This is a genomic window from Herbaspirillum lusitanum, assembly GCF_026127345.1.
Taxonomy (GTDB): domain Bacteria; phylum Pseudomonadota; class Gammaproteobacteria; order Burkholderiales; family Burkholderiaceae_D; genus Herbaspirillum; species Herbaspirillum lusitanum.
This window is the reverse complement of sequence record NZ_QXFG01000008.1, coordinates 118,554-139,938: the sequence shown is the minus strand read 5'-3', so window position 1 is coordinate 139,938 and position 21,385 is coordinate 118,554. Positions and strand designations below refer to the sequence as shown.

Annotated in this window: 24 protein-coding genes and 2 tRNA genes; 8 read left to right on the top strand and 18 right to left on the bottom strand. The window is 59.1% G+C overall.

Features of this window, described 5'->3' with window-relative positions:
• Positions 1 to 71: 71 nt before the first annotated feature.
• The 6 genes from DXT88_RS09055 to DXT88_RS09030 form a co-directional block, all read right to left on the bottom strand.
• Positions 72 to 551 carry an OsmC family protein gene (locus tag DXT88_RS09055; RefSeq protein ID WP_265212843.1) on the bottom strand — a complete coding sequence of 160 codons (480 nt, stop codon included), beginning with the start codon at positions 549 to 551 and terminating at the stop codon, positions 72 to 74.
• A 278-nt stretch (positions 552 to 829) separates the two neighbouring features.
• Positions 830 to 1,675: a hypothetical protein gene (locus DXT88_RS09050; protein WP_265212841.1), complete on the bottom strand. Its 846-nt coding sequence runs from the start codon at positions 1,673 to 1,675 to the stop codon at positions 830 to 832.
• A gap of 44 nt (positions 1,676 to 1,719) precedes the next feature.
• Positions 1,720 to 1,905, bottom strand: coding sequence for a hypothetical protein (locus DXT88_RS09045; protein ID WP_265212839.1), 186 nt, complete (start codon positions 1,903 to 1,905; stop codon positions 1,720 to 1,722).
• Positions 1,906 to 2,052: 147 nt separating this feature from the next.
• Positions 2,053 to 2,128 (bottom strand) — tRNA-Asn (locus tag DXT88_RS09040).
• A 244-nt stretch (positions 2,129 to 2,372) separates the two neighbouring features.
• Positions 2,373 to 2,448, bottom strand: a tRNA-Asn gene (locus tag DXT88_RS09035).
• Between the two features lie 92 nt (positions 2,449 to 2,540).
• Positions 2,541 to 3,764 carry an amino acid aminotransferase gene (locus DXT88_RS09030; protein ID WP_265212837.1) on the bottom strand — a complete coding sequence of 408 codons (1,224 nt, stop codon included), beginning with the start codon at positions 3,762 to 3,764 and terminating at the stop codon, positions 2,541 to 2,543.
• 116 nt (positions 3,765 to 3,880) lie between these two features.
• Here DXT88_RS09030 and uvrB point away from each other — a divergent pair, with 116 nt between their 5' ends.
• Positions 3,881 to 5,974 carry an excinuclease ABC subunit UvrB gene (gene uvrB, locus DXT88_RS09025; protein WP_265212835.1) on the top strand — a complete coding sequence of 698 codons (2,094 nt, stop codon included), beginning with the start codon at positions 3,881 to 3,883 and terminating at the stop codon, positions 5,972 to 5,974.
• 93 nt (positions 5,975 to 6,067) lie between these two features.
• Complete coding sequence (locus DXT88_RS09020; RefSeq protein ID WP_265212833.1) at positions 6,068 to 6,862, top strand: uracil-DNA glycosylase family protein; 795 nt, start codon at positions 6,068 to 6,070, stop codon at positions 6,860 to 6,862.
• Positions 6,863 to 7,316: 454 nt separating this feature from the next.
• On the opposite strand, the gene DXT88_RS09015 is transcribed toward DXT88_RS09020, so the two are convergent.
• Positions 7,317 to 7,556, bottom strand: a complete 240-nt coding sequence (locus tag DXT88_RS09015) for a hypothetical protein (protein WP_029363947.1) — start codon at positions 7,554 to 7,556, stop codon at positions 7,317 to 7,319.
• A 105-nt stretch (positions 7,557 to 7,661) separates the two neighbouring features.
• Between DXT88_RS09015 and DXT88_RS09010 the strand changes: the two genes are divergently transcribed.
• The gene (locus tag DXT88_RS09010; protein ID WP_029363948.1) at positions 7,662 to 8,594 is read left to right on the top strand and encodes a LysR substrate-binding domain-containing protein; all 933 of its coding nucleotides are present in this window, start codon (positions 7,662 to 7,664) and stop codon (positions 8,592 to 8,594) included.
• Here DXT88_RS09010 and DXT88_RS09005 read toward each other — a convergent pair.
• The 5 genes from DXT88_RS09005 to DXT88_RS08985 all read right to left on the bottom strand — a co-directional run bounded on the left by DXT88_RS09005 (position 8,570) and on the right by DXT88_RS08985 (position 11,708).
• A complete protein-coding gene (locus tag DXT88_RS09005) occupies positions 8,570 to 8,881 on the bottom strand; it encodes a putative quinol monooxygenase (protein ID WP_265212831.1) in 312 nt (103 codons plus the stop codon). The two genes, DXT88_RS09010 and DXT88_RS09005, sit on opposite strands and share 25 nt — an antisense overlap.
• A 103-nt stretch (positions 8,882 to 8,984) precedes the next feature.
• Positions 8,985 to 9,923 carry a metal ABC transporter substrate-binding protein gene (locus DXT88_RS09000; protein ID WP_265212829.1) on the bottom strand — a complete coding sequence of 313 codons (939 nt, stop codon included), beginning with the start codon at positions 9,921 to 9,923 and terminating at the stop codon, positions 8,985 to 8,987.
• A gap of 17 nt (positions 9,924 to 9,940) precedes the next feature.
• Positions 9,941 to 10,822: a metal ABC transporter permease gene (locus tag DXT88_RS08995; RefSeq protein ID WP_265212827.1), complete on the bottom strand. Its 882-nt coding sequence runs from the start codon at positions 10,820 to 10,822 to the stop codon at positions 9,941 to 9,943.
• On the bottom strand, positions 10,819 to 11,580 hold the full coding sequence (aztA, locus tag DXT88_RS08990) for a zinc ABC transporter ATP-binding protein AztA (protein WP_265212825.1): 762 nt from the start codon (positions 11,578 to 11,580) through the stop codon (positions 10,819 to 10,821). The genes DXT88_RS08995 and aztA overlap by 4 nt, the downstream gene beginning before the upstream one ends.
• 2 nt (positions 11,581 to 11,582) lie before the next feature.
• Positions 11,583 to 11,708: a hypothetical protein gene (locus tag DXT88_RS08985; protein WP_265212823.1), complete on the bottom strand. Its 126-nt coding sequence runs from the start codon at positions 11,706 to 11,708 to the stop codon at positions 11,583 to 11,585.
• 240 nt (positions 11,709 to 11,948) lie between these two features.
• Between DXT88_RS08985 and DXT88_RS08980 the strand changes: the two genes are divergently transcribed.
• From DXT88_RS08980 to DXT88_RS08965, 4 genes are read left to right on the top strand one after another with little or no spacing between them, the layout of a single operon-like run.
• Positions 11,949 to 12,506 (top strand): DUF2796 domain-containing protein, encoded by a 558-nt coding sequence (locus DXT88_RS08980; RefSeq protein WP_265212821.1) that lies wholly within the window; start codon positions 11,949 to 11,951, stop codon positions 12,504 to 12,506.
• Positions 12,507 to 12,531: 25 nt separating this feature from the next.
• Positions 12,532 to 13,245: an ABC transporter ATP-binding protein gene (locus DXT88_RS08975; RefSeq protein ID WP_265212820.1), complete on the top strand. Its 714-nt coding sequence runs from the start codon at positions 12,532 to 12,534 to the stop codon at positions 13,243 to 13,245.
• The gene (locus DXT88_RS08970; RefSeq protein ID WP_265212817.1) at positions 13,242 to 14,504 is read left to right on the top strand and encodes an ABC transporter permease; all 1,263 of its coding nucleotides are present in this window, start codon (positions 13,242 to 13,244) and stop codon (positions 14,502 to 14,504) included. The genes DXT88_RS08975 and DXT88_RS08970 overlap by 4 nt, the downstream gene beginning before the upstream one ends.
• A 46-nt stretch (positions 14,505 to 14,550) precedes the next feature.
• On the top strand, positions 14,551 to 15,258 hold the full coding sequence (locus DXT88_RS08965; protein ID WP_016836292.1) for a DUF3299 domain-containing protein: 708 nt from the start codon (positions 14,551 to 14,553) through the stop codon (positions 15,256 to 15,258).
• Between the two features lie 742 nt (positions 15,259 to 16,000).
• Here the strand turns inward: DXT88_RS08965 and DXT88_RS08960 are convergent.
• The 6 genes from DXT88_RS08960 to DXT88_RS08935 form a co-directional block, all read right to left on the bottom strand.
• Positions 16,001 to 16,648 (bottom strand): DUF2026 domain-containing protein, encoded by a 648-nt coding sequence (locus DXT88_RS08960; protein ID WP_265212815.1) that lies wholly within the window; start codon positions 16,646 to 16,648, stop codon positions 16,001 to 16,003.
• Positions 16,649 to 16,696: 48 nt separating this feature from the next.
• Positions 16,697 to 16,978 carry a hypothetical protein gene (locus DXT88_RS08955; RefSeq protein WP_016836294.1) on the bottom strand — a complete coding sequence of 94 codons (282 nt, stop codon included), beginning with the start codon at positions 16,976 to 16,978 and terminating at the stop codon, positions 16,697 to 16,699.
• Between the two features lie 271 nt (positions 16,979 to 17,249).
• On the bottom strand, positions 17,250 to 17,615 hold the full coding sequence (locus DXT88_RS08950; protein WP_016836295.1) for a hypothetical protein: 366 nt from the start codon (positions 17,613 to 17,615) through the stop codon (positions 17,250 to 17,252).
• A 413-nt stretch (positions 17,616 to 18,028) separates the two neighbouring features.
• Positions 18,029 to 18,640: a hypothetical protein gene (locus DXT88_RS08945; protein ID WP_265212812.1), complete on the bottom strand. Its 612-nt coding sequence runs from the start codon at positions 18,638 to 18,640 to the stop codon at positions 18,029 to 18,031.
• 619 nt (positions 18,641 to 19,259) lie between these two features.
• Complete coding sequence (locus tag DXT88_RS08940; protein WP_016836297.1) at positions 19,260 to 19,622, bottom strand: hypothetical protein; 363 nt, start codon at positions 19,620 to 19,622, stop codon at positions 19,260 to 19,262.
• 167 nt (positions 19,623 to 19,789) lie between these two features.
• Positions 19,790 to 20,110 carry a hypothetical protein gene (locus DXT88_RS08935; protein ID WP_265212810.1) on the bottom strand — a complete coding sequence of 107 codons (321 nt, stop codon included), beginning with the start codon at positions 20,108 to 20,110 and terminating at the stop codon, positions 19,790 to 19,792.
• A 282-nt stretch (positions 20,111 to 20,392) separates the two neighbouring features.
• Here DXT88_RS08935 and DXT88_RS08930 point away from each other — a divergent pair, with 282 nt between their 5' ends.
• On the top strand, positions 20,393 to 21,181 hold the full coding sequence (locus DXT88_RS08930; protein WP_029363953.1) for a FadR/GntR family transcriptional regulator: 789 nt from the start codon (positions 20,393 to 20,395) through the stop codon (positions 21,179 to 21,181).
• Positions 21,182 to 21,385: the final 204 nt, after the last annotated feature.

The following is a 21,385-nucleotide window of genomic DNA, read 5'->3' as shown; positions in this document are numbered from 1 at the left end:
TTCGATACAGATAGCGAAGTCAAGCAACTTGTCCGAATATGCTTATGCGCTCATGAAAAAACGCCGGTCCGTCAGGCTTCCGTTGCCGTCGAGGTCGGCACAACCGCAATCTCGGTCAGCACCGAATTGGCCAGGAAGCATTGCTCATGCGCCGCATGATGCAGGGCCTCGTCCTCATCCGGCGTCGGCACGCGGCCGCGGTACGCGATGACCGGCTGCAAGGTCGCCTTGCTGACCATCAGTTTGCCCTTGGCGTTCTTTTCCATCACGGCGCTTGCGCGATCGACATAGCTGTCGACCACGAAACCCTGCTTGGCCGCAATCGCCAGGAAAGTCAGCATATGGCAACTCGACAGCGACGCCAGATAGGCCTCCTCCGGATCGACGTTGTCGGCCGAGGAATACGGCAAGGGAACGATATGCGGCGATGACGACGCCGGCACTTCCACGCCCCCATCGAAACGCCAGCGATGCACCCGGCTGTAGCGATTGTCGATGAACGCCTCGTCGCTGCCGCGCACCCACAAGATGGTTGCTTCGATTTCTATCATGCGCAATCTCCGGTCGAAGTGCGCCAGCATACCTGCAAATTTTCGGGGCTGCAGGCGAGCGTTTGGCGCCGGCCAACGAAAAAGCCCCGCACGGATGCGAGGCTTTCGAATTTTTTGGCTCCCCGAACCGTACTCACTACGAACCTTGAAGATTTTTACGCTAAGCGTCCAACTCCCGCCTCACCTCACCGCCTCCGAGCACACTCTCCTGTCAAAGACGCCCAAAAATCTAAATTCTCTCCTTAAGCAAGCCTCCAACTGATCGATGATCTGCGAACCTATGCCGACCATACCTCCCAATAAAACAATCCCGAATCCATTTTGTCGCTATTAAATCCTGGAAAATCGCCTTGTTTGCGATGCATGGCGTTCAAAGCGCCCGCTAAATTGTCTGCTAATAAGTCCATTTGCTCGGTATCGCTTTCACCAAAATAGCCCCATGCAATTCGCCCTGTTGCCCTGCTAAAACTCGTTAACGCTTGAAACATTAAATCCATTTCTTGTCCGGGCGGGCCAGGAAATTTGTCTCCGAGAAAATTTAAATTAATCATAGAGACCTGATTAATATTTTTCGCAGCCTCATACATACAACTCTGCATTCTGATCACGAAATGAGCAATAAAAAGTCCCATTAACGCTCTATTTTCAGACAGCGAAATAGTGACCTTCTCTCCCTTGGTGACATTCATAAGCGGCCCAATTTCAACACGAATTTTCCCCGCTAAAGTCTCAACTCTGTTGTAGTGTTGTTGTAAACCAAGCTCGCGGATGAAATGCTCCGCCGAATCTCTGATCTCCCCCTCTTTCGCCGAAATCGCAAATACCGAAACAGCTGGGCTTACATTTAGCTCTTCAAAAAAAACAGACAGAAAGCAGTCTCGATATTTTTTTGAGGCATTCGTCCATTTCATCAAAATGCCGGTTTTATGGCGAAGTCTACGAGCGAGCCTAACAGCAAGCATTTCGTGCTGCATGTGAGAAGACATTATTAATACTGTCGTATGCCACGTTTCGCCAGTTAACTGCTCACTCGGAGAGTGATCCATGGAAAGGCTATATAGACCATGTACATTCTGGCGCCGCATATGCTGCTCCAGCGCCTCCAATAGGTGTTCTCTCGACATTAAGCATTCATTCAGAAAATTTAGGGAAGTTAAGAAATCTGAACTCAATCTTTTTTAAATTTCGGGAGAAACTTTTCCTGAATATCTTTTTTAAAAAGACTTACAAAAGTTCGAGACAAGCCCACGATCTCGGCCCCTTCGGGAAGATCGCTTTCCACAGTCATGTTCTTGATTATTTTGGCGCTCGGAGGTGAGCGTTTGGTCTTTTTGCCGCCAGCTTCGCTTTTCATGGCCTACCCCGATCGAAAGAAGAACCACGAAAATAACGCAAATCGCCTTTTAACTCAAAGACTTAGAGAAATACTCAAATTTTGGACAAAAAAAATGAGCTTCGCCGAAATGGCGTAACTCATTGTTTTCTAAAACTAAAGTAATTATGGCTCCCCGACCTGGACTCGAACCAGGGACCTGCGGATTAACAGTCCGTCGCTCTACCAACTGAGCTATCAGGGAACAGCTGAGGGCGCGATTATGAACTAAATTTTCCTTCGCGGCTATATTTCCACGACAGAAAATTGCTAAATAATTCGCTACGCGCCGCCCTCTTTTTCATCGCGCATTGCGGACAACGCGCGACAAGAAAAACAATTCCAAAAATGAACCACAGTACTCGCCGCGAACCATATCGGCGACATGCAGAAACGCTCTTCCGGAATTGAAAAAGCCCCGCACGGATGCGAGGCTTCTTCGAATTTTTTGGCTCCCCGACCTGGACTCGAACCAGGGACCTGCGGATTAACAGTCCGTCGCTCTACCAACTGAGCTATCAGGGAACAGCAGAGAAAAAGATTATGACCGGAATTTTAATTACTGTCAAAACCTTTTTGCATCCCGGCCATTTTCAGGCCGGAATGCACTCCCCGATTCAGAGCACCTTGGCGATGGCGTCAACGACGGCATCGATGTTCTTGGTGTTCAGTGCGGCCACGCAGATGCGGCCGGTGTCGACGGCGTAGATCGAGAACTCATTGCGCAGACGCTCGACTTGCGCCTTGGTCAGGCCCGAGTACGAGAACATGCCGCGTTGCTTGATGACGAAGTCGAAATCGTGCGCAGGCGCTTTTTCTTTCAGCTTCGCAACCAGCAGCTGGCGCATTTCACGGATGCGCACGCGCATCTCGGCAAGTTCGCTTTCCCACAGGGCGCGCAGTTCTGGCGAGGCCAGCGCAGTCGCGACAACCTGACCACCATGGATCGGCGGGTTGGAATAGTTGGTGCGCACCACGCGCTTGAGTTGCGACAGCACGCGGGCTGCTTCTTCATTGGTCGAGGCGACGATGCTCAGCGCGCCGACGCGCTCGCCGTACAGCGAGAACGACTTCGAGAACGAGTTCGACACGAACAGCGGACCGCCGGCTTCGGCGAAGCGACGCACGACCTTGCCGTCTTCTTCGATGCCGTCGCCGAAGCCTTGATAGGCCATGTCGAGGAACGGAATCAGGCCGCGCGAGGTCACTACTTCAATGACTTGCGTCCATTGATCGGCGGTCAGGTCGGCGCCGGTCGGGTTGTGGCAGCAAGCGTGCAGCAGCACGACCGAGCCGGCCGCCATGGTCTTGAGCGCATCCAGCATGCCGGTGAAGTTTACGCCGCGGGTGGCCGGGTCGTAGTACGGATAGTTGTTGACGGTGAAACCGGCCATCTCGAACAGCGCGCGATGATTTTCCCAGCTTGGGTCGCTGATCCAGATCTGGGTCGATGCCGGCGAGAAATGTTTGATGAAATCGGCGCCAAGCTTCAGTGCGCCGGTGCCGCCCAAGGCTTGCACGGTGATCGCACGCTTCTCTTGAACAACCGCGCTGTCGGCACCAAATACCAGTTCCTGGACTGCCTTGTCGTACGTTGCCAGACCATCGATCGGCAAGTAGGTACGCGGCGCCAGTTTGGCGGCCAGTTCAGCTTCCGCTTTTTTCACGCATTCCAGCAGCGGCACCTTGCCGTTATCGTCGTAATAGACGCCGACGCCGAGGTTGGTTTTGCCTGGATTCTTGTCGGCATTGTATGCATCGGTAATGCCGAGGATAGGGTCGCGGGGCGCCATTTCGATGGCGGTGAAAAGGGAGGAGGAGGCTGAGAGAGGTGCGTTCATCGTGATAACATAAAAAGTTAGCTGCAAACGTAGATTGCAGTCGGGATGGATGCAGGGCAAAGCCGCGAGCCGAGCACCGTTTTGCAACACGTAATTTTACCAAAGGTCGAATGACAATGGCTGATTTATCCCCCGTTTCCGCAGCATCTTCTACGCTCGACGAGAGCAAGTTCCTGACGTTTCCGGATTCACCTTACCGTCTGTACCAGCCCTTCCCGCCTGCCGGCGACCAGCCGGCCGCCATCGACAAGCTGGTCGAAGGGGTACATGACGGTTTGTTCTTCCAGACCTTGCTGGGCGTTACCGGCTCGGGCAAGACATATACGATGGCCAACACCATCGCCCGCCTCGGACGGCCGGCGATCATCTTCGCGCCGAATAAAACGCTGGCGGCGCAGCTTTACAGCGAATTTCGCGAGTTCTTTCCGCAAAATGCGGTGGAATATTTCGTCAGCTACTACGATTACTACCAACCGGAAGCCTACGTCCCGCAGCGCGATCTGTTCATCGAAAAGGATTCCTCGATCAATGAGCACATCGAACAGATGCGCCTGTCGTGCACCAAGTCGCTGATGGAACGACGCGACGTTGTCATTGTGGCAACCGTGTCGGCGATTTACGGTATCGGTAACCCCAACGAATACCACCAGATGATCCTGACCTTGCGCGCCAAGGACAAGGTCAGCCAGCGCGACGTCATCGCGCGCCTGATCCAGATGCAATATTCGCGCAACGAAGTCGATTTCGGCCGCGGTACCTTCCGCGTGCGCGGCGACACCATCGACGTGTTCCCGGCCGAGCATGCCGAGCTGGCGGTGCGCATCGAAATGTTCGACGACGAGATCGACAGCCTGCAATTGTTCGATCCGCTGACCGGCCGCGTGCGCCAGAAGATCCCGCGCTTCACCGTCTACCCGGGTTCGCACTACGTGACGCCGCGCGCGACCGTGCTGCGCGCCATCGAAACCATCAAGGACGAACTGCGCGAACGACTGGAATTTTTCCGCAAGGAAAACAAACTGATCGAAGAGCAACGTCTCGAACAGCGCACCCGCTTCGATATTGAAATGATGACCGAGATCGGCTTCACCAAAGGCATCGAAAACTATTCGCGCCACCTGTCCGGCGCCAAGGCCGGCGATCCGCCGCCGACACTGGTGGACTACCTGCCGCCGGATGCGATCATGTTCCTCGACGAGTCGCACGTGCTGATCGGCCAGTTGAACGGCATGTACAACGGCGACCGCGCGCGCAAGACCAACCTGGTCGACTATGGTTTCCGCTTGCCGTCGGCGCTGGACAACCGGCCGCTCAAGTTCGACGAGTTCCAGGGCAAGATGCGCCAGACCATTTTCGTCTCGGCCACGCCGGCGGAATATGAAAACACCCACTCCGATCAGGTGGTCGAGCAAGTGGTGCGCCCGACCGGCCTGGTCGACCCGCTGATTACCGTGCGTCCCGCGACCACGCAGGTCGACGACCTGATGCAGGAAATCACCATTCGCGTGAAGAAGAACGAGCGCGTGCTGGTGACGACGCTGACCAAGCGCATGTCGGAGCAATTGACTGAATTCCTCAGCGACAACGGCATCAAGGTGCGCTATCTGCACAGCGACATCGACACCGTCGAACGCGTTGAAATCATCCGCGACCTGCGCCTCGGCACCTTCGATGTACTGGTCGGCATCAACCTGCTGCGCGAAGGCCTGGATATTCCCGAAGTCTCCCTGGTGGCGATTCTCGATGCCGACAAGGAAGGCTTCCTGCGTTCCGAGCGCAGCCTGATCCAGACCATCGGCCGCGCGGCGCGCAACCTGAACGGCATGGCGATCCTGTACGGCGACAAGGTCACCGATTCGATGCAAAAGGCCATCGGCGAAACCGAACGCCGCCGCGCCAAGCAGGTTGCCTTCAACGAAGCCAACGGCATCACGCCGATGGGCATCAAGAAGGAAATCCGCGAACTGATCGATGGCGTCTACAGCCCGCAGGAAGCGCGCGTGGAACTGATGGTGGCGCAGGAACAGGCCAACTACGAGGCCATGAGCGAGAAGCAGGTCAGCAAGGAAATCAAGCGCCTCGAAAAGCTCATGCAGGACCACGCCAAGAACCTGGAATTCGAAAAAGCCGCCAAGGTGCGCGACCAGCTGCATCAGCTCAAGCAGCAATTGTTCGGCGCTGCGGGCGACGATACGGTGGCCGTGGCGTAATTCGCTTCCGTCCTGCAGCATCCCGGCTGCCCGCATCGATTTATGCTGCGGGCAGCTTTTCTTTCCCGATCAACCTTCAGCAATCCTTCACTCATGCCGGCTACCGTTCCTTCCGCCCTGCTCGATCTCTGCGCCACTGCCGATCCATCCTGGCACGCCATCCTGAAAACCGGCCTGCAAGCCATCGCCGACCTCGATTCCGACTATTTGCCGGCGCTGGTGCAAGACGCCACCTACCTGCCGACCGAAGGCCGCATCTTCGCCGCCTTCAAACAGCCGATCGACAAGGTGCGCTACGTACTGGTCGGCGAAGGCCCCTACCCACGCGCCGCCAGCGCCACCGGCGTCTGTTTCATGGATGGCGCGGTCGGCTCGCTATGGTCGGACAAGGGCTTGTCCAAACAGGTCAACCGTGCAACGTCGCTGCGCAACTTCATGAAGATGCTGCTGGTCGCCGACGGTCGCGTGCCGGCCGACAAGACCAGCGGCGACGCGCTGCTCGACATCGCAGCCAAGGCGCAAGCCGACACCGCCGGCACCATCCAGACGCTGGCCGATCTGCAGGACAACCTGACTGCACAGGGCTTCCTGCTACTCAACGCCAGCCTGGTGTTCCGCACGCACGTGAAGCCGGTCAAGGATGCCAAAGCCTGGAAGCCGTTCTTTGAAACCGTATTGAAGGGATTGGCGCAGTACGCCGAGGAAAACAAGAAAACACTGCCGACGCTGGTCCTGTGGGGCAAGATCGCCGAGGAGCTGCATGGCTTGAAGATAGTGGAACGCTTCCCGCGCGCGGTGGCGGAGCATCCTTACAATCTGAGCTTCATCGCCCACAGCGGCATGCAGGAGCTGTTCGGCCCCATGCATTTGCTGAAGAAGCGCGCCTGAGTATTTCCTCGGCACGTAAAAGAGCCGGCTCCGGGAATGTCTCCCGGGCCGGCTTTTTTCATTTCAACTACTTCGCGAAGATCTGGTTCATCGAGGGCAAACGCATAGCTTATCGCATTCGTCAAAATCAGGGACGATGCCCCGCCTGCCGATCACGGCATGGGGAAACATGGGGCGGATTCACGCCGCCTGCAGCAGGTCCTGCGCAGGCGATGATTGCGGTGTCGAGTCAGAGGGCAGCGATCAGTCTGCTGCGGGTCGTCATATCCCGTGCATGCGGAACGACATCTTGATTGCCGCGAGCCGGGAAGCAGTTCGTTCCGGCTCGGTCTCCAGGGTGGCGCATTTCAGGTTTCAAGGTTGAAACCGGCGCCCATCATTTACATCTCTGGCTTCACTTCAATATTGCAGCTGAATTTCAGCTTGTTTCAGCCGTGACGGCAGCAACGGTAAATCAGAGCTGGGATTGCAGTTCCGACAGAGCGCGCAAATGGCCGCGATCGAGTTCGCGCAAACGGCGTTCCATCTCGGCGTGGTTCGTGACGCCTTCCAGATAAGGAGCATCGTTGAGGTCGAACAGCGCGCCGTCAACAGTCTTGGCCGACGTACTGAAAGCGCGCTCGACAAAGAACTGGAAAGCTTCCAGCAAACTCTGTAAATTATTAGAAAAACCGGCGGATTGATAGGTAGACATTTTCTTCTCTCACATGAATAACGTTGCATTGATAGTGAGAATAGGGGCTACCCTTCACTTTAAAAAGCAATATTTTCCGACACCTGCATTAGAAAAACTTACACCATGTCCCTTTCCCTGCCGCCCTTGAAGGCGCTTAAAGTATTCGAAGCGGCCGTCCGCACGCGCAGCCTGACGATTGCCGCGCACGAGTTGCACATCACGCACAGCGCAGTCAGCCAGCAAATAAAATTGCTGGAAGAACATTTCGGCCAGCCCTTGTTTATCCGCTTGCCGCGTGGCGTGGAAGCAACGGAAGCGGCGCAGGCCTTTTACACGGAGGTGCGCGCCGCGCTTGACCGCATCGCCATGGCGGCGGAGCAACTGACGCTGACCGGCAAGAATCGCATCGTGCGCGTGATTACCGCGCCATCGGTGGCGATGCGCTGGCTGATTCCACGGTTGTCGCAGTTCCAGATCGACAACCCGCGCATCGAGGTGCGCGTGACGACCACCGTCTCCGAGCATTTCGAAGACCTCAAGGCGCCCTTCGACGTGGTGTTGTGGCGCAGCCCGCTGGAGCGCAGCGGCTTTGAATGCGTGCGCTTCCTCGACGACGTGTCGGCGCCGCTGGCTTCGCCGCACTACCTGGAGCTGCATTCGATCACCAAACCGGCGGATCTGCTGCAAGCCTCGCTGATCCACCTGAGCGTGCGCGCGGAAGCCTGGCAGCAATGGCTGATCAAGGCCGGCGTGCCGGTGAAGAAGAAATTGCCGGGGACCAGTTACGAGCACTTTTTCCTGAGCTTGCAGGCGGCGTCGACTGATCTGGGGATTGCGATGGGATCGCTGGCGCTGGTGGACGACGACTTGTCGCACGGTCGCCTGCGTCAGCTGTTTCCGGAAGTGGTGTTGCACGGCCAGGGCTTCCACATGTTGCACCGTACCGGCGAAACCAATGGCAATGCCCTCAAGACCTTCATTGCGTGGCTGATGCAGATGGGCGTTGCATCAGCCTACGATCCCGACAAGCGTTACTCGGCCGATTCAACGATGTGAACCGCGCGATTGGCGATCAGGTCTTTTGACTTGTCGCGGTAGTCGAGCATGTGCGGTTGGGTGAAGTGGACCTTGAGCGCCTCGGCGCTTTCCCATTTTTCGATGAAGGCGAAGGTGTCCGGGCCGAGTTCGGCCTGGGCGCCGCCGAAGCCGGGCACGTCGATGACCGGACCGTAATCGATACAGCCCTGTTCGGCGCGGACGGCGGCCAGATTGGCGCGCACCAGTTTCAGCAGTTCTTCGCGTTTGCCGGGCTTGGCGGTAATGATTGCGACTACGTGGACCATCTTGTCATCTCCTGTTGTTGTGAGGGAAAACGACAAGCATACGCGAAGTTGCGCAGACGTGACGGCGCTCTCCTTCAGGCGTCGTCACGGGGTCAACCGCGGATCAGTTCAGCTTCATCTGCGCCAGCAACTGTTCGATGTTGTAGCGCATCAGTTTCAGATAGGTCGGCGCAGGACCATCGGCCTGCGACAGCGCATCCGCATACAGCTTGCCGCCCAGCGTGACGCCGGCTTCCTTGCCGATCTGTTGCAGCAGCTTGGGACTGCTCATGTTCTCGATGAAAACGGCGCGGATTTTTTCCTTGCGGATCTGGCGGATCAGGTTGGCGACTTCCTTCGCGCTCGGCTCGCTGTCGGTCGACACGCCCTGCGGCGCCAGGAAGCGCACCTCGTAATGCGCGCCGAAATATTCGAAGGCGTCATGCGAAGTAATCACCTTGCGCTTGGCCGGCGGGAACTGCGCGAACTGCCGCATGGCCCAGCGGTCCAGCTCGGTCAGCGCAGCGATGTAAGCATCGCCGTTCTTGCGATACAGCGCGGCGCCGGACGGATCGAGCTTGCTCAGCGCGGCGACGATGTTTTGCGTGTAGATCACGACATTGGCGGGATTCTGCCAGGCGTGCGGATCGTTCTTGCCGTGATGGTGCTCATGTCCGTCATGATCGTCATGATCGTCATGGTCATGCTCCTCCTCGACACGGTCGCGCACTGCGATGCCCTTCGACGCTACCACGATGTCGCCGCGATAGTTGGCCGACTGGGTCACGCGGTCCATCCAGCCTTCAAAGCCGAGGCCGTTGACGACCACCAGCCTGGCGCGCGCCACCGATTTGATGTGGTCGGGAGCCGGCTGGAACACGTGTGCATCCTGGTCGGGACCGACCAGCGTGGTGACGGTGATGCGATCGCCGCCGATGTTGGCGACGATGTCGCCAAGGATGCTGAAGCTGGCCACTACCGGCAAGCGAGCGTCCCCGGCGGATGCGCCCTGAACGGCCAACATGGCTGCGATCGAAAAAAAGACCTGGCGAAACAGTTTCACGGTGACTCCCAAAATGATTAAGCGCGCAGATGCGGCCGGCGCAGGATGCGCGGCAACCAGCCGCGCGGGGCAAAGATCAAAGACAGGAAATAGAAGCCGCCGGCGCACACGATGATCACCGGCCCGGACGGCACCGAGGCGTAATACGACAACATCAGCCCGGCGTAGCCGGCCAGCGCGGCCTGCACGGCGCTGTTGACCAGCTGCGCCGGCAAGGTGTCGTGCCACAGCCGCGCCGATACCGCCGGCAACATCATCAGGCCGACCGCCATGAGCGTGCCCAATGTCTGGAACGAAGCCACCAGGTTCAGTACCACCAGCATCAGGAACAATTGCTGGTACACCGTATTGCGCCCGCCGCTGGCGGCCAGGTAGGACGGATCGAAACTTTCCAGCAAGAGACCGCGATACAAACCCGCCATCAGCAGCACGCTCAGGCTGGACACGCCGGCCACCAGCAGCAGGCCTTCGGTGTCGACGCCGAGCACGTTGCCGAACAGGATGTGCAGCAGATCAAGCTGGGTGCCGTGCCCGGAGATCATGATCACGCCGAGCGCCAGCGCTACCACGTAGACCGCGGCCAGACTGGCGTCTTCCTTGAGTTCGGTGTGACGGCTGATCCAGCCTGCCAGCGCCACCACGATCACCCCCGCCAGGAAGCCGCCGATGCTCAGCGCCGGCAGCGACAGGCCGAAGAAAATGAAACCGGCGGCCACGCCCGGCAACACCGCGTGGCTCAGCGCTTCGCCGAACAGGCTCATGCGGCGCAGCGTCAGCATCACGCCCAGCGGCGCACTCGACAACGCCAGCGCCAGCGTCGCCACCAGCGCACGGCGCATGAAGGCGAATTCCTGGAACGGCGCGATCGCGAATTGATAAAAATCGTGGAGCAGCGTCATCGCGGCGCACTCCTTTCATCGCCAACATCGACTGCACACAGCGGCGCATGCTCGTCGACCGCTTCGGCCATGGAGCGTGCGCGGTGCAGGTTTTCATGGCACAGCACGCCTTCGGTCTCGCCCCAGGCGACCACATTGCGCGCCAGCAGCAGCGATTGCGGGAACGCCTTGCGCACCTGGTCGTAGTCGTGCAGCACGGCGATCACCGTGCGCTGCTCGGCGTGCCAGGACTGGATGATGCGCAGCAAATCGCTGGTGGTCCGGGTGTCGATGGCGTTGAACGGCTCGTCCAGCAGAATCAGCTCGGCGTCCTGCAACAGGATGCGTGCAAACAGCACGCGCTGGAACTGCCCCACCGACAGGCTGGCGATGGCGCGCTGCGCGAAGCCGTCGAGTCCGACCGCGGCCAATGCCTCTTCCGCGCGTTGCAGCATGTCGCGACTCATGCGACGGAACAGCCCGGCGCGCGACCAGTAGCCCAGCAACACGCAATCGAGCACCGAGATCGGGAAACTGCGATCGATCTCGGCCTGCTGCGGCAGATAGGCGATGCGCCCGGCCGCCAGGTGCGTGACGACGCGGCCGCTGTTGCAGCGGACCTGGCCCATGATGGTTTTCAGCAGCGTACTCTTGCCGGCGCCGTTGGGGCCGACAATGGCGGTCAGCGAACCGCGCTTGAACTCCCCGCTGACGTGATGCAAGGCGGGATGGCGGCGGTAGGTGACGGTGAGGTTTTCCAGCGAGATGGCGACCGGCATGTTCAATCCCCTCCCAAAGCCCACAGCACGCCCAGCCACAGCAGCAGGCACACGGGCGCGACCAGCAGCACACGCTGCCACCACGGCAGCGCAAGCACGCTGGTTTGTTGAATGAGACGGGAGAACATGGGCACGGGTTTTTCTTGTTGGTGATTGCTGGGTCCGGTCAATTTCTTGCCGGTCAATCAAGGCAAAAATTAAGCTGCAACCGAGTTGCAATTCGGTGAAAAATTGGAATTATAATGCAACATTGTTGCAAGATGTGACAAAGCCCCAAGAAATCCTTCAACCCGGTCAAAATGCAGCCTGGGACTGCTTTCCGCTTTGCGGATCGTCCCGCGCAGCTCACCTGTAGAAAGATCACGCCCATGTATCCTCGCTTCCGCCACACAATCGCCCTCGTTGCCCTGCTGTCCTCCGCCTCGCTGCTCCACGCCCATGAAGCGCATGTCCACGGCGTCGGCAAGCTCGACGTCGTGCTCGACGGCCAGGCGTTGTCGCTGCACCTCGATTCGCCGCTGGTCAACCTGGTCGGCTTCGAGCATGCCGCCAACAGCGCCAAGGACAAGGCCGCCGTCCAGGCCATGACCAAAAATCTGCGCAACGCCGGCGCCGTGTTCGTCGCCAGTCCGTCAGCGGAATGCAAGCTCAGTGGAGTCAAATTGGAGTCCGCCGCGCTTGATCCGGCGTTGTTGGGTGAACCTGCCGCGGCCAAACCGGCGGCGCAAGCCGGCCATGACGGTCACGCCGATCTCGACGCCGACTTCACGTTCCGCTGCGCCCATCCGGAACGGCTGCAGAAAATCGAGGTCCGCCTGTTCGATACGTTCAAGGGCTTCAACAGCATCGACGTGCAACTGGTCACGGGCAAGCGCCAGGGTGCCGCCAAACTGACGCCGGCCGCCAACAGCATCGCCGTCCCCTAATTTTTCAGCCAGCAAACATCACGATATGAGCGACGCCGCCATCGCCTTGCGCGACATCACCTTCACCTGGCCCGGCCAGAAAACGCCGACGCTGGCGCTGGACCGGTTCGAGGTGCAGGCGCGCGAGCAAGTCTTCGTCAGCGGCCCCAGCGGCAGCGGCAAGAGCACCTTGCTGGCGCTGATCGGCGGCATCAGCAGCGCCCAGGCCGGCAGCGTCGCCATCCTCGGCCGGCCGCTGGAGGCGTTGCCGGCATCGCGGCGCGATCGTTTCCGCGTCGACCATATCGGTTTCATCTTCCAGCAATTCAATCTGATTCCTTATCTCTCGATCCTCGACAACGTGCTGCTGCCCTGCCGCTTCTCGTCCTTGCGCCGCGAACGCGCGCTGGCGCAGGGCAGCGATTTGCGCGCGGCTGCCGAATCGCTGCTGCGCAGCCTCGACATGGCGCCGGACCTGTGGACGCGGGCGGCAACGCAACTGTCGATCGGCCAGCAACAGCGCGTGGCCGCGGCGCGCGCGCTGATCGGCCGGCCGGAAATCGTGGTCGCCGACGAGCCGACCTCGGCGCTCGACAGCGACCGCCAGCAGGCTTTCCTGAACCTGATCCGGCACGAGTGCGAACAGGCCGGCGCCAGCCTGGTGTTTGTCAGTCACGACCAGCGCCTGGCAGAACGCTTCGATCGCTGCATCGCGCTCAACGACATCAACCGCTGCGCTGGTGCGGAGGAATCGGCATGAGCTTCCTGTTCCGCCTGGCCGCGCGCAGCGCCTGGAATCGCCGCTATACGCTGGGCCTGATGCTGCTGGCAATCGCGCTGTCGAGCGCCATGCTGCTCGGCATCGAGCGCGTGCGCCATGAAGTGCGCGACAGTTTTTCGCAATCGGTGTCGGGCACGGACCTGGTGGTCGGCGCCCGCACCAGCCCGGTCCAGCTGATGCTGTACGCGATCTTCCGCATCGGCGGCGCCACCAACAACATGGGCTGGGACAGCGCGCAAAAGCTGGCGAAGAATCCCGCCGTGGCCTGGACCATTCCGCTGTCGCTGGGGGATTCGCATCGCGGCTTCCCGGTGCTGGCGACCAATGGCGACTATTTCAAACATTTTCATTACGGCGACGGTCAGCCGCTGCAACTCGGCGAAGGGCGCGTCTTCGGCAGCGTCTTTGAAACCGTACTCGGCGCGGAGGTGGCGCAGCGCCTGCATTACAAGCTGGGCGACCGCATCGTGCTGAGCCACGGCATGGGCAGCCTGCACCTGACCGACCACGCGGACAAACCGTTCACCGTCACCGGCATCCTGGCGCGCACCGGCACGCCGGTCGACCGCACCGTGCATATCGGACTCGACGCGATGGAAGCGATCCACCTCGACTGGGAAGGGGGCGCGCCGATGCCGGGCCTGTCGATTGCGCCGGCGCTGGTGAAAAAATTCGACCTCACGCCGAAAACCGTCACCGCCGTACTGGTCGGCCTGAAAAGCCGCGCCACAGTCTTCGGCGTCCAGCGCGACATCGCCGACGACAACAGCGAGCCGCTGATGGCGGTGCTGCCGGGCGTGGCGCTGGACGAATTGTGGCAAGTGGTCGGCATTGGCGAAAATGCCTTGCTGGTGGTATCGGGCATGGTTGTCATCGTCGGCCTGGCCGGGCTGGTGTCGGCGATTCTGGCGAGCCTGGGCGAACGGCGGCGCGAGTTGGCGGTGCTCCGTTCGGTAGGCGCGCGGCCGGGCGACGTGTTCCTGCTGCTGGCGCTGGAAGGACTGGCGGTGATGCTGGCCGGCGTGGTGCTGGGCGCGGTCCTGCTGACGCTGGCGCTGTTCGCGCTGGGCCCCTTCCTGAGCGCACAATTTGGCGTAACATTGCATCCTGCCTTGCCGGCTGCGGGCGAGTTGCAGTTGCTGGGCTGGACCGTCCTCGCCGGCTTTGTCGCCAGCCTGCTGCCTGGCCTGCGCGCCTACCGGCTGAGCCTGGCCGACGGCCTGACGCCCCGGATTTGAATTTGATTTCGCGGTCCCGATACCGCAACTTTGACGAAGCAACATCATGAAAAGCATTGCCTGGATAGGCGGCATCGTGGCCGCCGGATTACTGGTCGGTTACTCGGTGCACCTGGCGGCGACGCCGAACGCGCCCAAGGCCGCACCCGTTGCCGAAGCGCCCGCGCCCGCTGCAGCAGCAGCTCCGTACTCCGACAACGCCCAATACAAGGTCGGCGACCACCTTCAACAGGCGCCCGACCTGCAAAAGACGCCTTACAAGCCATCCGGCAAGAGCGATGGCGGCTTCCGCGAAATCGCCTGGGAGTCGCTCATGCCGAAGGACTGGGACGCCATGGCGCCGTTCAAGGGCCTGAAGCTGGACAAGATGGAAGACGGCGACCCGCGCGCCATGGAAGCGCTGTGGAAAGCCAAGAAATACTGGAAGAACGCGCCCGTCGATCCGTCCATGAACGGCGCGGCGATCCGCATCCCCGGCTTCGTCGTTTCACTGGAGCGGGAAGGCGAGGCCTTGAAGGAATTCCTGCTGGTGCCGTATTTCGGCGCCTGCATCCACGTGCCGCCGCCGCCGGCCAACCAGATCATCCACGTGCACAGCAACAAGCCGGTCAAGAATACCCGCACCATGGATGCAGTCTGGATCAGCGGCGTGCTGAAGATCGAGCGTTCCGACACGATGATGGGCAGCGCCGGCTACAGCATGAGCTCGGTCAAGGTGGAGCCGTATACGGATGGCGCGCCGCAGGGCGGCTGAAGCAAGCTGGAACAGGATGGATAATGCGAATTTGCTGTGGATTTGTCGGGAAGTTATCCCCACATTTTGGTAGCAAGCCTGTGGATAAGCACTGGAGAACTTACTTAAGTCGTTGATAACAAGGGAAATTCCATTCCTGGTTATTCTTGAGCAAGTTGGAGGCAAGGACGCACCCCGCGCCGCCGGGCTGGATCACCAGCAGGGAGATTGGCGGCTTCCATGACGTGTGCGTGCAGCCGGGTTACGACGCCACTATCCGGCATTGGCTACTAAATCGACTGCTAACCGACACTGCCGCAGCATATTCACCATGTGCAGCAGTACAAAATTCTGAGCAAAAAAAACCTGCGATACGTCTGTATCGCAGGTGAATCTAAAGCAAGTTTAGAGGAGACGAACGAGATTCTATCGACAACGTATGACGGCTTTGTGACACTCAAAAAAGGTTTTGCAGATTCCTGAATCTCGCCGCAACCATAATTGGGATGGTTGCCACTGTCATCAACAAGTCACAAAGCCAGCTTATCCTGTCTACTCTTTCGCGATACATGCAACCGATATGCATGATTGCACGGTGTGCCGGACCAATCGTCCGGTGCACCACTCCCGCCCTTCTCCTCTGCTCCTGCTTCCCCTCAAGACGACTACTACAGTTCACTTCCCCAAGTGCTGTACGTACTTCTGCTGCTACTCTTGCTGCTACTTCCCCTCTCCCCCAAATTCATATGCCTGACTGCTGCCGTCACCAGGCGCCGGTGACCTGCAAGCGGCTCAGCGTCATCCTGGTGCCGTCACCTTCGGCGTTCTGCATGACCAGACCGCTGCCCAGCTCCTTCGGCGGCTTCTGATACCAGTCCATGCACACCTGCGAAAGATTGCTCAGCGCCGGCTTGTTCATGAACTGCTGCAACAACTCCCGCGTCAGCGCCAGGTTCGGCTCCAGCCGGAAGTCGCCCAGTGCGCTCAATGCCGTCGGCGACGCCGACATGCGCGCCAGGTCCTTCTGGAACATCTGTCGCGGCACCGCCATCGGATGGCCCGCGTCTTCCAGCAATTCTTCAAATACCGGCGCCATGAAGTCCAGCGCATAACCGTCGCATTGCACCCAGCAGTGGAACGCGTCGCTGTTGCTGTCGACCTTGTCGCCGTCCAGCGTGCCGAACGACAAGGCGCCGCTGCCATCTTTACTGATCAGGAAGAACGCCGCACCGGCGACCGGGAAGGCATTCTTCTTGTAAAACTTTTTCAATATCTGCGCCGCGGTGACGCTGAAGAAAAAACTCGCGGCAGGGATATTGGCGTCGACACTATCGAGTACCGAGTGAATGACGCGAAAAATACGTTGGTAATCCGCAAGCGGGATGAGGGGGCGAATGTTTGATGATTTCATCCGCGTATTTTCTCATACCGCATGCGCGCCGAGCCGGGTCAGCTCCGTTCAGGCCGCATTCTTGCCGGTCGCATCCGCATCGTTGCCGCGCAGGAAGCATGCGCAGTTGACGTCATGATGCACCGAGCAGACGGTCAGTTCGCGCAGGCGATCCGATTTTTCGTGATCGGCCGAGAGCATGCGCAGGCGCTCACGGGACATCTTCATTTCACGCTTGTTCCATTCGCAATCGGCACGGATGAACAAGTACATCAGCAACATGCAGAAACCCAGGTAAGTGACGAACATCAGGGCGATGTCGTTGGGCACTGTTTCGACGATGAATTGCATATGACCTCCGTTGGCTTGATTACGTAGAAGGTCTGTTGTCGCTGGGCTGTCGCCGCGTTGCAAACCGTCTGTCCATGGAGTGCATCATAGACACGCAGACGGCCGCAATCTATCGGGGAATTCCCTAGATCTGCACGGCATTGTGGCCGGTGCGATACAAGAACAAAAACGAGGAGGAAACGGAGGGCAGAAACGAGATCGGGAACTGATGTTCCCGTAGAGGAGATACGGCTGCTGCGCCCCGCGATCGAGGCGTCAGCACATCAACCCATCAGCGCGACTGGGCGTCGATATCGGCCAGCGATTCGCGGCCGCGCTGGGTGATTTCGAACTGCTTGCCGCCTTCCCTGGCGACGATGTGTCCCTTGCGAACGAGGAAGATCGCGACGTCGGCGTCGACTACCGCTTCGGCATCCGCTTCCAGGCCGCGCAAGGCTTCGATGCAGCGATAGATGAACAGCGTCTGCAAGCCCTTTTCCGTCAGCGCCAGATGGCCTTCGCGTGTGTATTCGAGCATCTTGATGCCGGTCAGGCGCTTGGTATTGCGCGCCACGCAGGCACTCGGGCGGCCGCGATGTTCCTTGCGGCTGATCTGACCGAGGGCGTCAAATTCATCTTTGGTCAAATCATTGCTCATTGCTGCGTTCTCCAGGTAGGGCTTGCCATATGCGGGCATCCGAACGGACGCCCCGGCCGCCATGGTACGCGCGAAACGCCATTCTGCCCAGACTTGACCGCCGGGTTACCCACAACGCCTGTGAACAGCCCTGTGGACAAGCTGTGGGGCATGGTCGCAATCCCTTGCGGCAACTGCCCCGGCGACGGATTGATTATTTATTGGGCGGCAACCGGATAGATTGGTGAAAAAAAACCCGCCGGGCGCGGGCCGGGCGGGTTCAATCTCAAAAACTTCTTCCAGGAGGTTATTGAGGAGACATCAGCACTTTAAAGCGAAAACATGCGCATGGAAACGATCAATATCGCATTCGCTTATTCCATGGCGGCATAACAATCCTGCCCCTGCCTCCTGCCGCCTGCCTCCCGCTTACCTTACATCGGCGGCTTGACGCCGTCCTTCTCAATCACGAAACGTCCGGCCTTCCACTCTTCGCCGCTGCGCGACGCCACCACAAATACCGTCAGGCCAGGTTTCAAGTCCTGCACCGTGGCCGGCACGAAGGTCACGACCGGCACATCCTTCGGCACCTGGATCTTGATGTTCTTGCCCTGGTAGGTCAGTTCGAGATCACGACCTGCATTGCCCGACACCACCGCCGAGACGGTGGCGTTGGTCATGCTGCTGCCCGGCAGCAGATCCCAGTCATAGTGCCCTTCACCGGAGCCGCGCGCTTCTTCGGGAAACACCACCACTTCCAGCGCCTCGATGCCGCCGTTGGCGGTAGGCTTGCCGGCCGTGCCGATAAAGCTGCCCTGCTTGATCGACGCCAGTTCGAGCGCCTTGACCGAGGAATAACGCGTGGCATCGTTCAATTCCAGCGTCAGTTTCTTCCCTTCGCGCGTCAGTACGTCAACGCTATTGCTGCCGACTGCGGCGACGGTGCCGCGGATCCTGCCGGGCGCGGCGTTCTGCGCCTGGACCAACACGGGCAACGCCAATGCGGCAACGGCGAACAAAGACAACAACCTGGAGCGACTCGACATGATGATTCCTTCGGTGAGAGAAAAAATGAGTCTAGCACCGAGGCGGAAACGCTGCCGACGCGCCCATATGTGCGCATTTCGTCTCATGCCGGCCACGCCGGAAGCTCCCCACGCCTCTCGGCCGCGCGCCGTGCCGCCCGGCTCCCGTGATTCGTTTTTGAGCCGGACCTGCCCACCCGGCATTCAGCCATCGACAAACTGACAGGCAAAATATTTACAAAACAAAAAATTAAGTTATTTGCGAAGACGACCGGACAAATATTGAATTTTGAGAAAATAACTATCTAGAAAATCTCGAATTTATTCGATATGAATCGCCGTGCGGATTTGCAAGAATGCAGTCAAGTCACTCGCATCCCTATCGGTTCCGGCGCATGAAGCCTCTCCTCTTCAGGCGCCATCGCAAAGTCGGAGACCATGTCTCCGGCAGTCAGGTTTTTCGGGGGAGTGACGAGCTTTCCCGGTGCTGGTTCCCCTGGCACCGGGTTTTTTTATGTCCGCGACAAAAACCATCCCGCCATGAAAAAAGCAGCATCCGACGCGATGTCGAATACTGCTTTCGGTACTGCACTCCGTCTCCGCCGCAGCCTGTCATCAGGCACGGCAATACCGACGCGCTTTACCCCAGACGCCAGTTGGAGCGATGCCGGGAGCGCGATTTGATGATATGCAATTCATCATTGGCCGCCGGCGACGTACGGCGGAATACATTGCGGCCCGCGTTGGTCAGGTTGAAGGCGCCGCCCAGATTGGGAATACCCAGGCCCTTGCTGATCACGCTTTGCACCACGCGGCGCGGAATGATGCGGAAGTCGCCCTTGAACACGCTATACATCCAGCGCAGCTCTTCGCCGGTCAGTTCGACGTTGGGATCGACCGGTTCGGCGACGGCGCGCACGGATTTCTTCGGGATGCTGCGCTCGCTGATTTTCTCAGCCCGATCTTCCAGTGTGTATTCGGTGTCCAGCTCAATAGTTTTCATGATTTCCTCACGGCAATGAAACCGATACTAGCACAAACTCCGGACCGATGTGAAAGCCTGAATTCCGCGTCCAGCAAGGGATGCCAAGGCATCAACATGTCTTTTGCACATGTTTTTACGGACGTAAAAAAAGCCGGCTCAGCCGGCTTGGCAATGCCATATGGAAATCATGCGGCCGTTTCTTCCCTCATTGCCTTGCGGGACGAGCGCCTGATGGCGACATGCGCTGCGGCGCGCTCTTCAGCCGTGATGTCCAGCATGTCCTGATACACCAGCTGGTGCGCCTGGACGGCGTCCAGATGCGGGAACAGCGCACTTTTTTCTTCGACCAGACGGGCAGCCTTGCGGTGATCGCCGTCGCAGACGTCGACGATGAAATCGCGGCGACCCTGTTCGGGCGTGGCGGCAACGCGGTCGGCGGTGGCAAAGCGGTTGAACACGCAGGCCAGCCCGCAGAAGGCAACGAATATCCAGAGAAGGCTGCTCATGACAAACTTTCGGCAAGTGGTTGGATGCCTTGCATTCTGATTTTTTGCCGCGCCCGGCGATATAGGAAAACTCTTAAATGCAATTTTGCCATCGCCATCGGCTACACTGAGGCCTGCGCGCCACGAGAAAAACAGCCGCCGGGCGGGCGCCAGGCTGCCGTCGAGCGCTCACTCCACGCTACGAAAACCAGTCATCCTCTGGTAAGATGTCGCATAACCTCCCATCGTGCGATGCGTCCAGATCCACATTTCACGCCACTTTCACGAACTGACCTATAAAAAATGGAAGTTACCGAGACCCCCAGCCCGCTGATGCGTCCTCGCAAAAAGACCCAAAGCCTGTCGCAGGAAGTGGTCGGTGCGATTTCTGAAATGATTTCCAACGGCGCGATCAAGCCGGGCGAGAAGCTGCCCACCGAGTCCGAGATCATGCTGACCCAAGGCGTCAGCCGCACCGTGGTGCGCGAAGCGATTTCGCGCCTGCAGGCGGCCGGACTGGTGGAAACCCGGCACGGTATCGGCACCTTCGTGCTGGAAGCGCAAAAAGCCGGCAACATCAATATCGACCCGGCCACCATCACCACGATGAAGGACCTGCTGGCGCTGCTGGAACTGCGCATCAGCCTCGAGACCGAAACCGCCGGCCTGGCCGCCGCACGCCGCAGCGATGCTCAATTGCTGGAAATCCGCCAGGCGCTTGACGCCTTCCATGAGAACCTGAAAAAAGGCGTCGATACCGTCGGCCCTGACTTCCGCTTCCACTTCCAGATCGCCAACGCCACCGGCAACCGCTATTTCATCGAGATCCTGAGCCATCTCGGCGCCGGCGTGATCCCGCGCAAGCGCCTCAACACTGCCGAACTGGCGCGCGATCCGCAAGCAAGCTACCTCGACCGCGTGCAGCGCGAACACGAAGACATTTACGAAGCCATCGCCCGCCGCGATACCGAAGCCGCACGCGCCGCCATGCGCAATCACCTGACCAACAGCCGCGAACGCCTGCGCCGCGCCCAGGAAGCCGCCGAGTCGGCAGCCGGCGCGCAGCAAGCGGAAAAAGCGTCAGACAATTAGTCCATTGAACAAAGCGCCCATTCGGCAGCAGCACAGGTGCCACAGCAAGACGGTAGCAACGCAACAGCAAGAGCAACCTGACCCGGCCAGCAGCAAAAACTGCTGGCTTTCTTTTAGCCTATGTTGTACGATGACTGATATCTTAACTTGATCCGAATTCAAAAGACCTGAAGCGCGACGATCCTTTTCTCTCATCACTGGCAT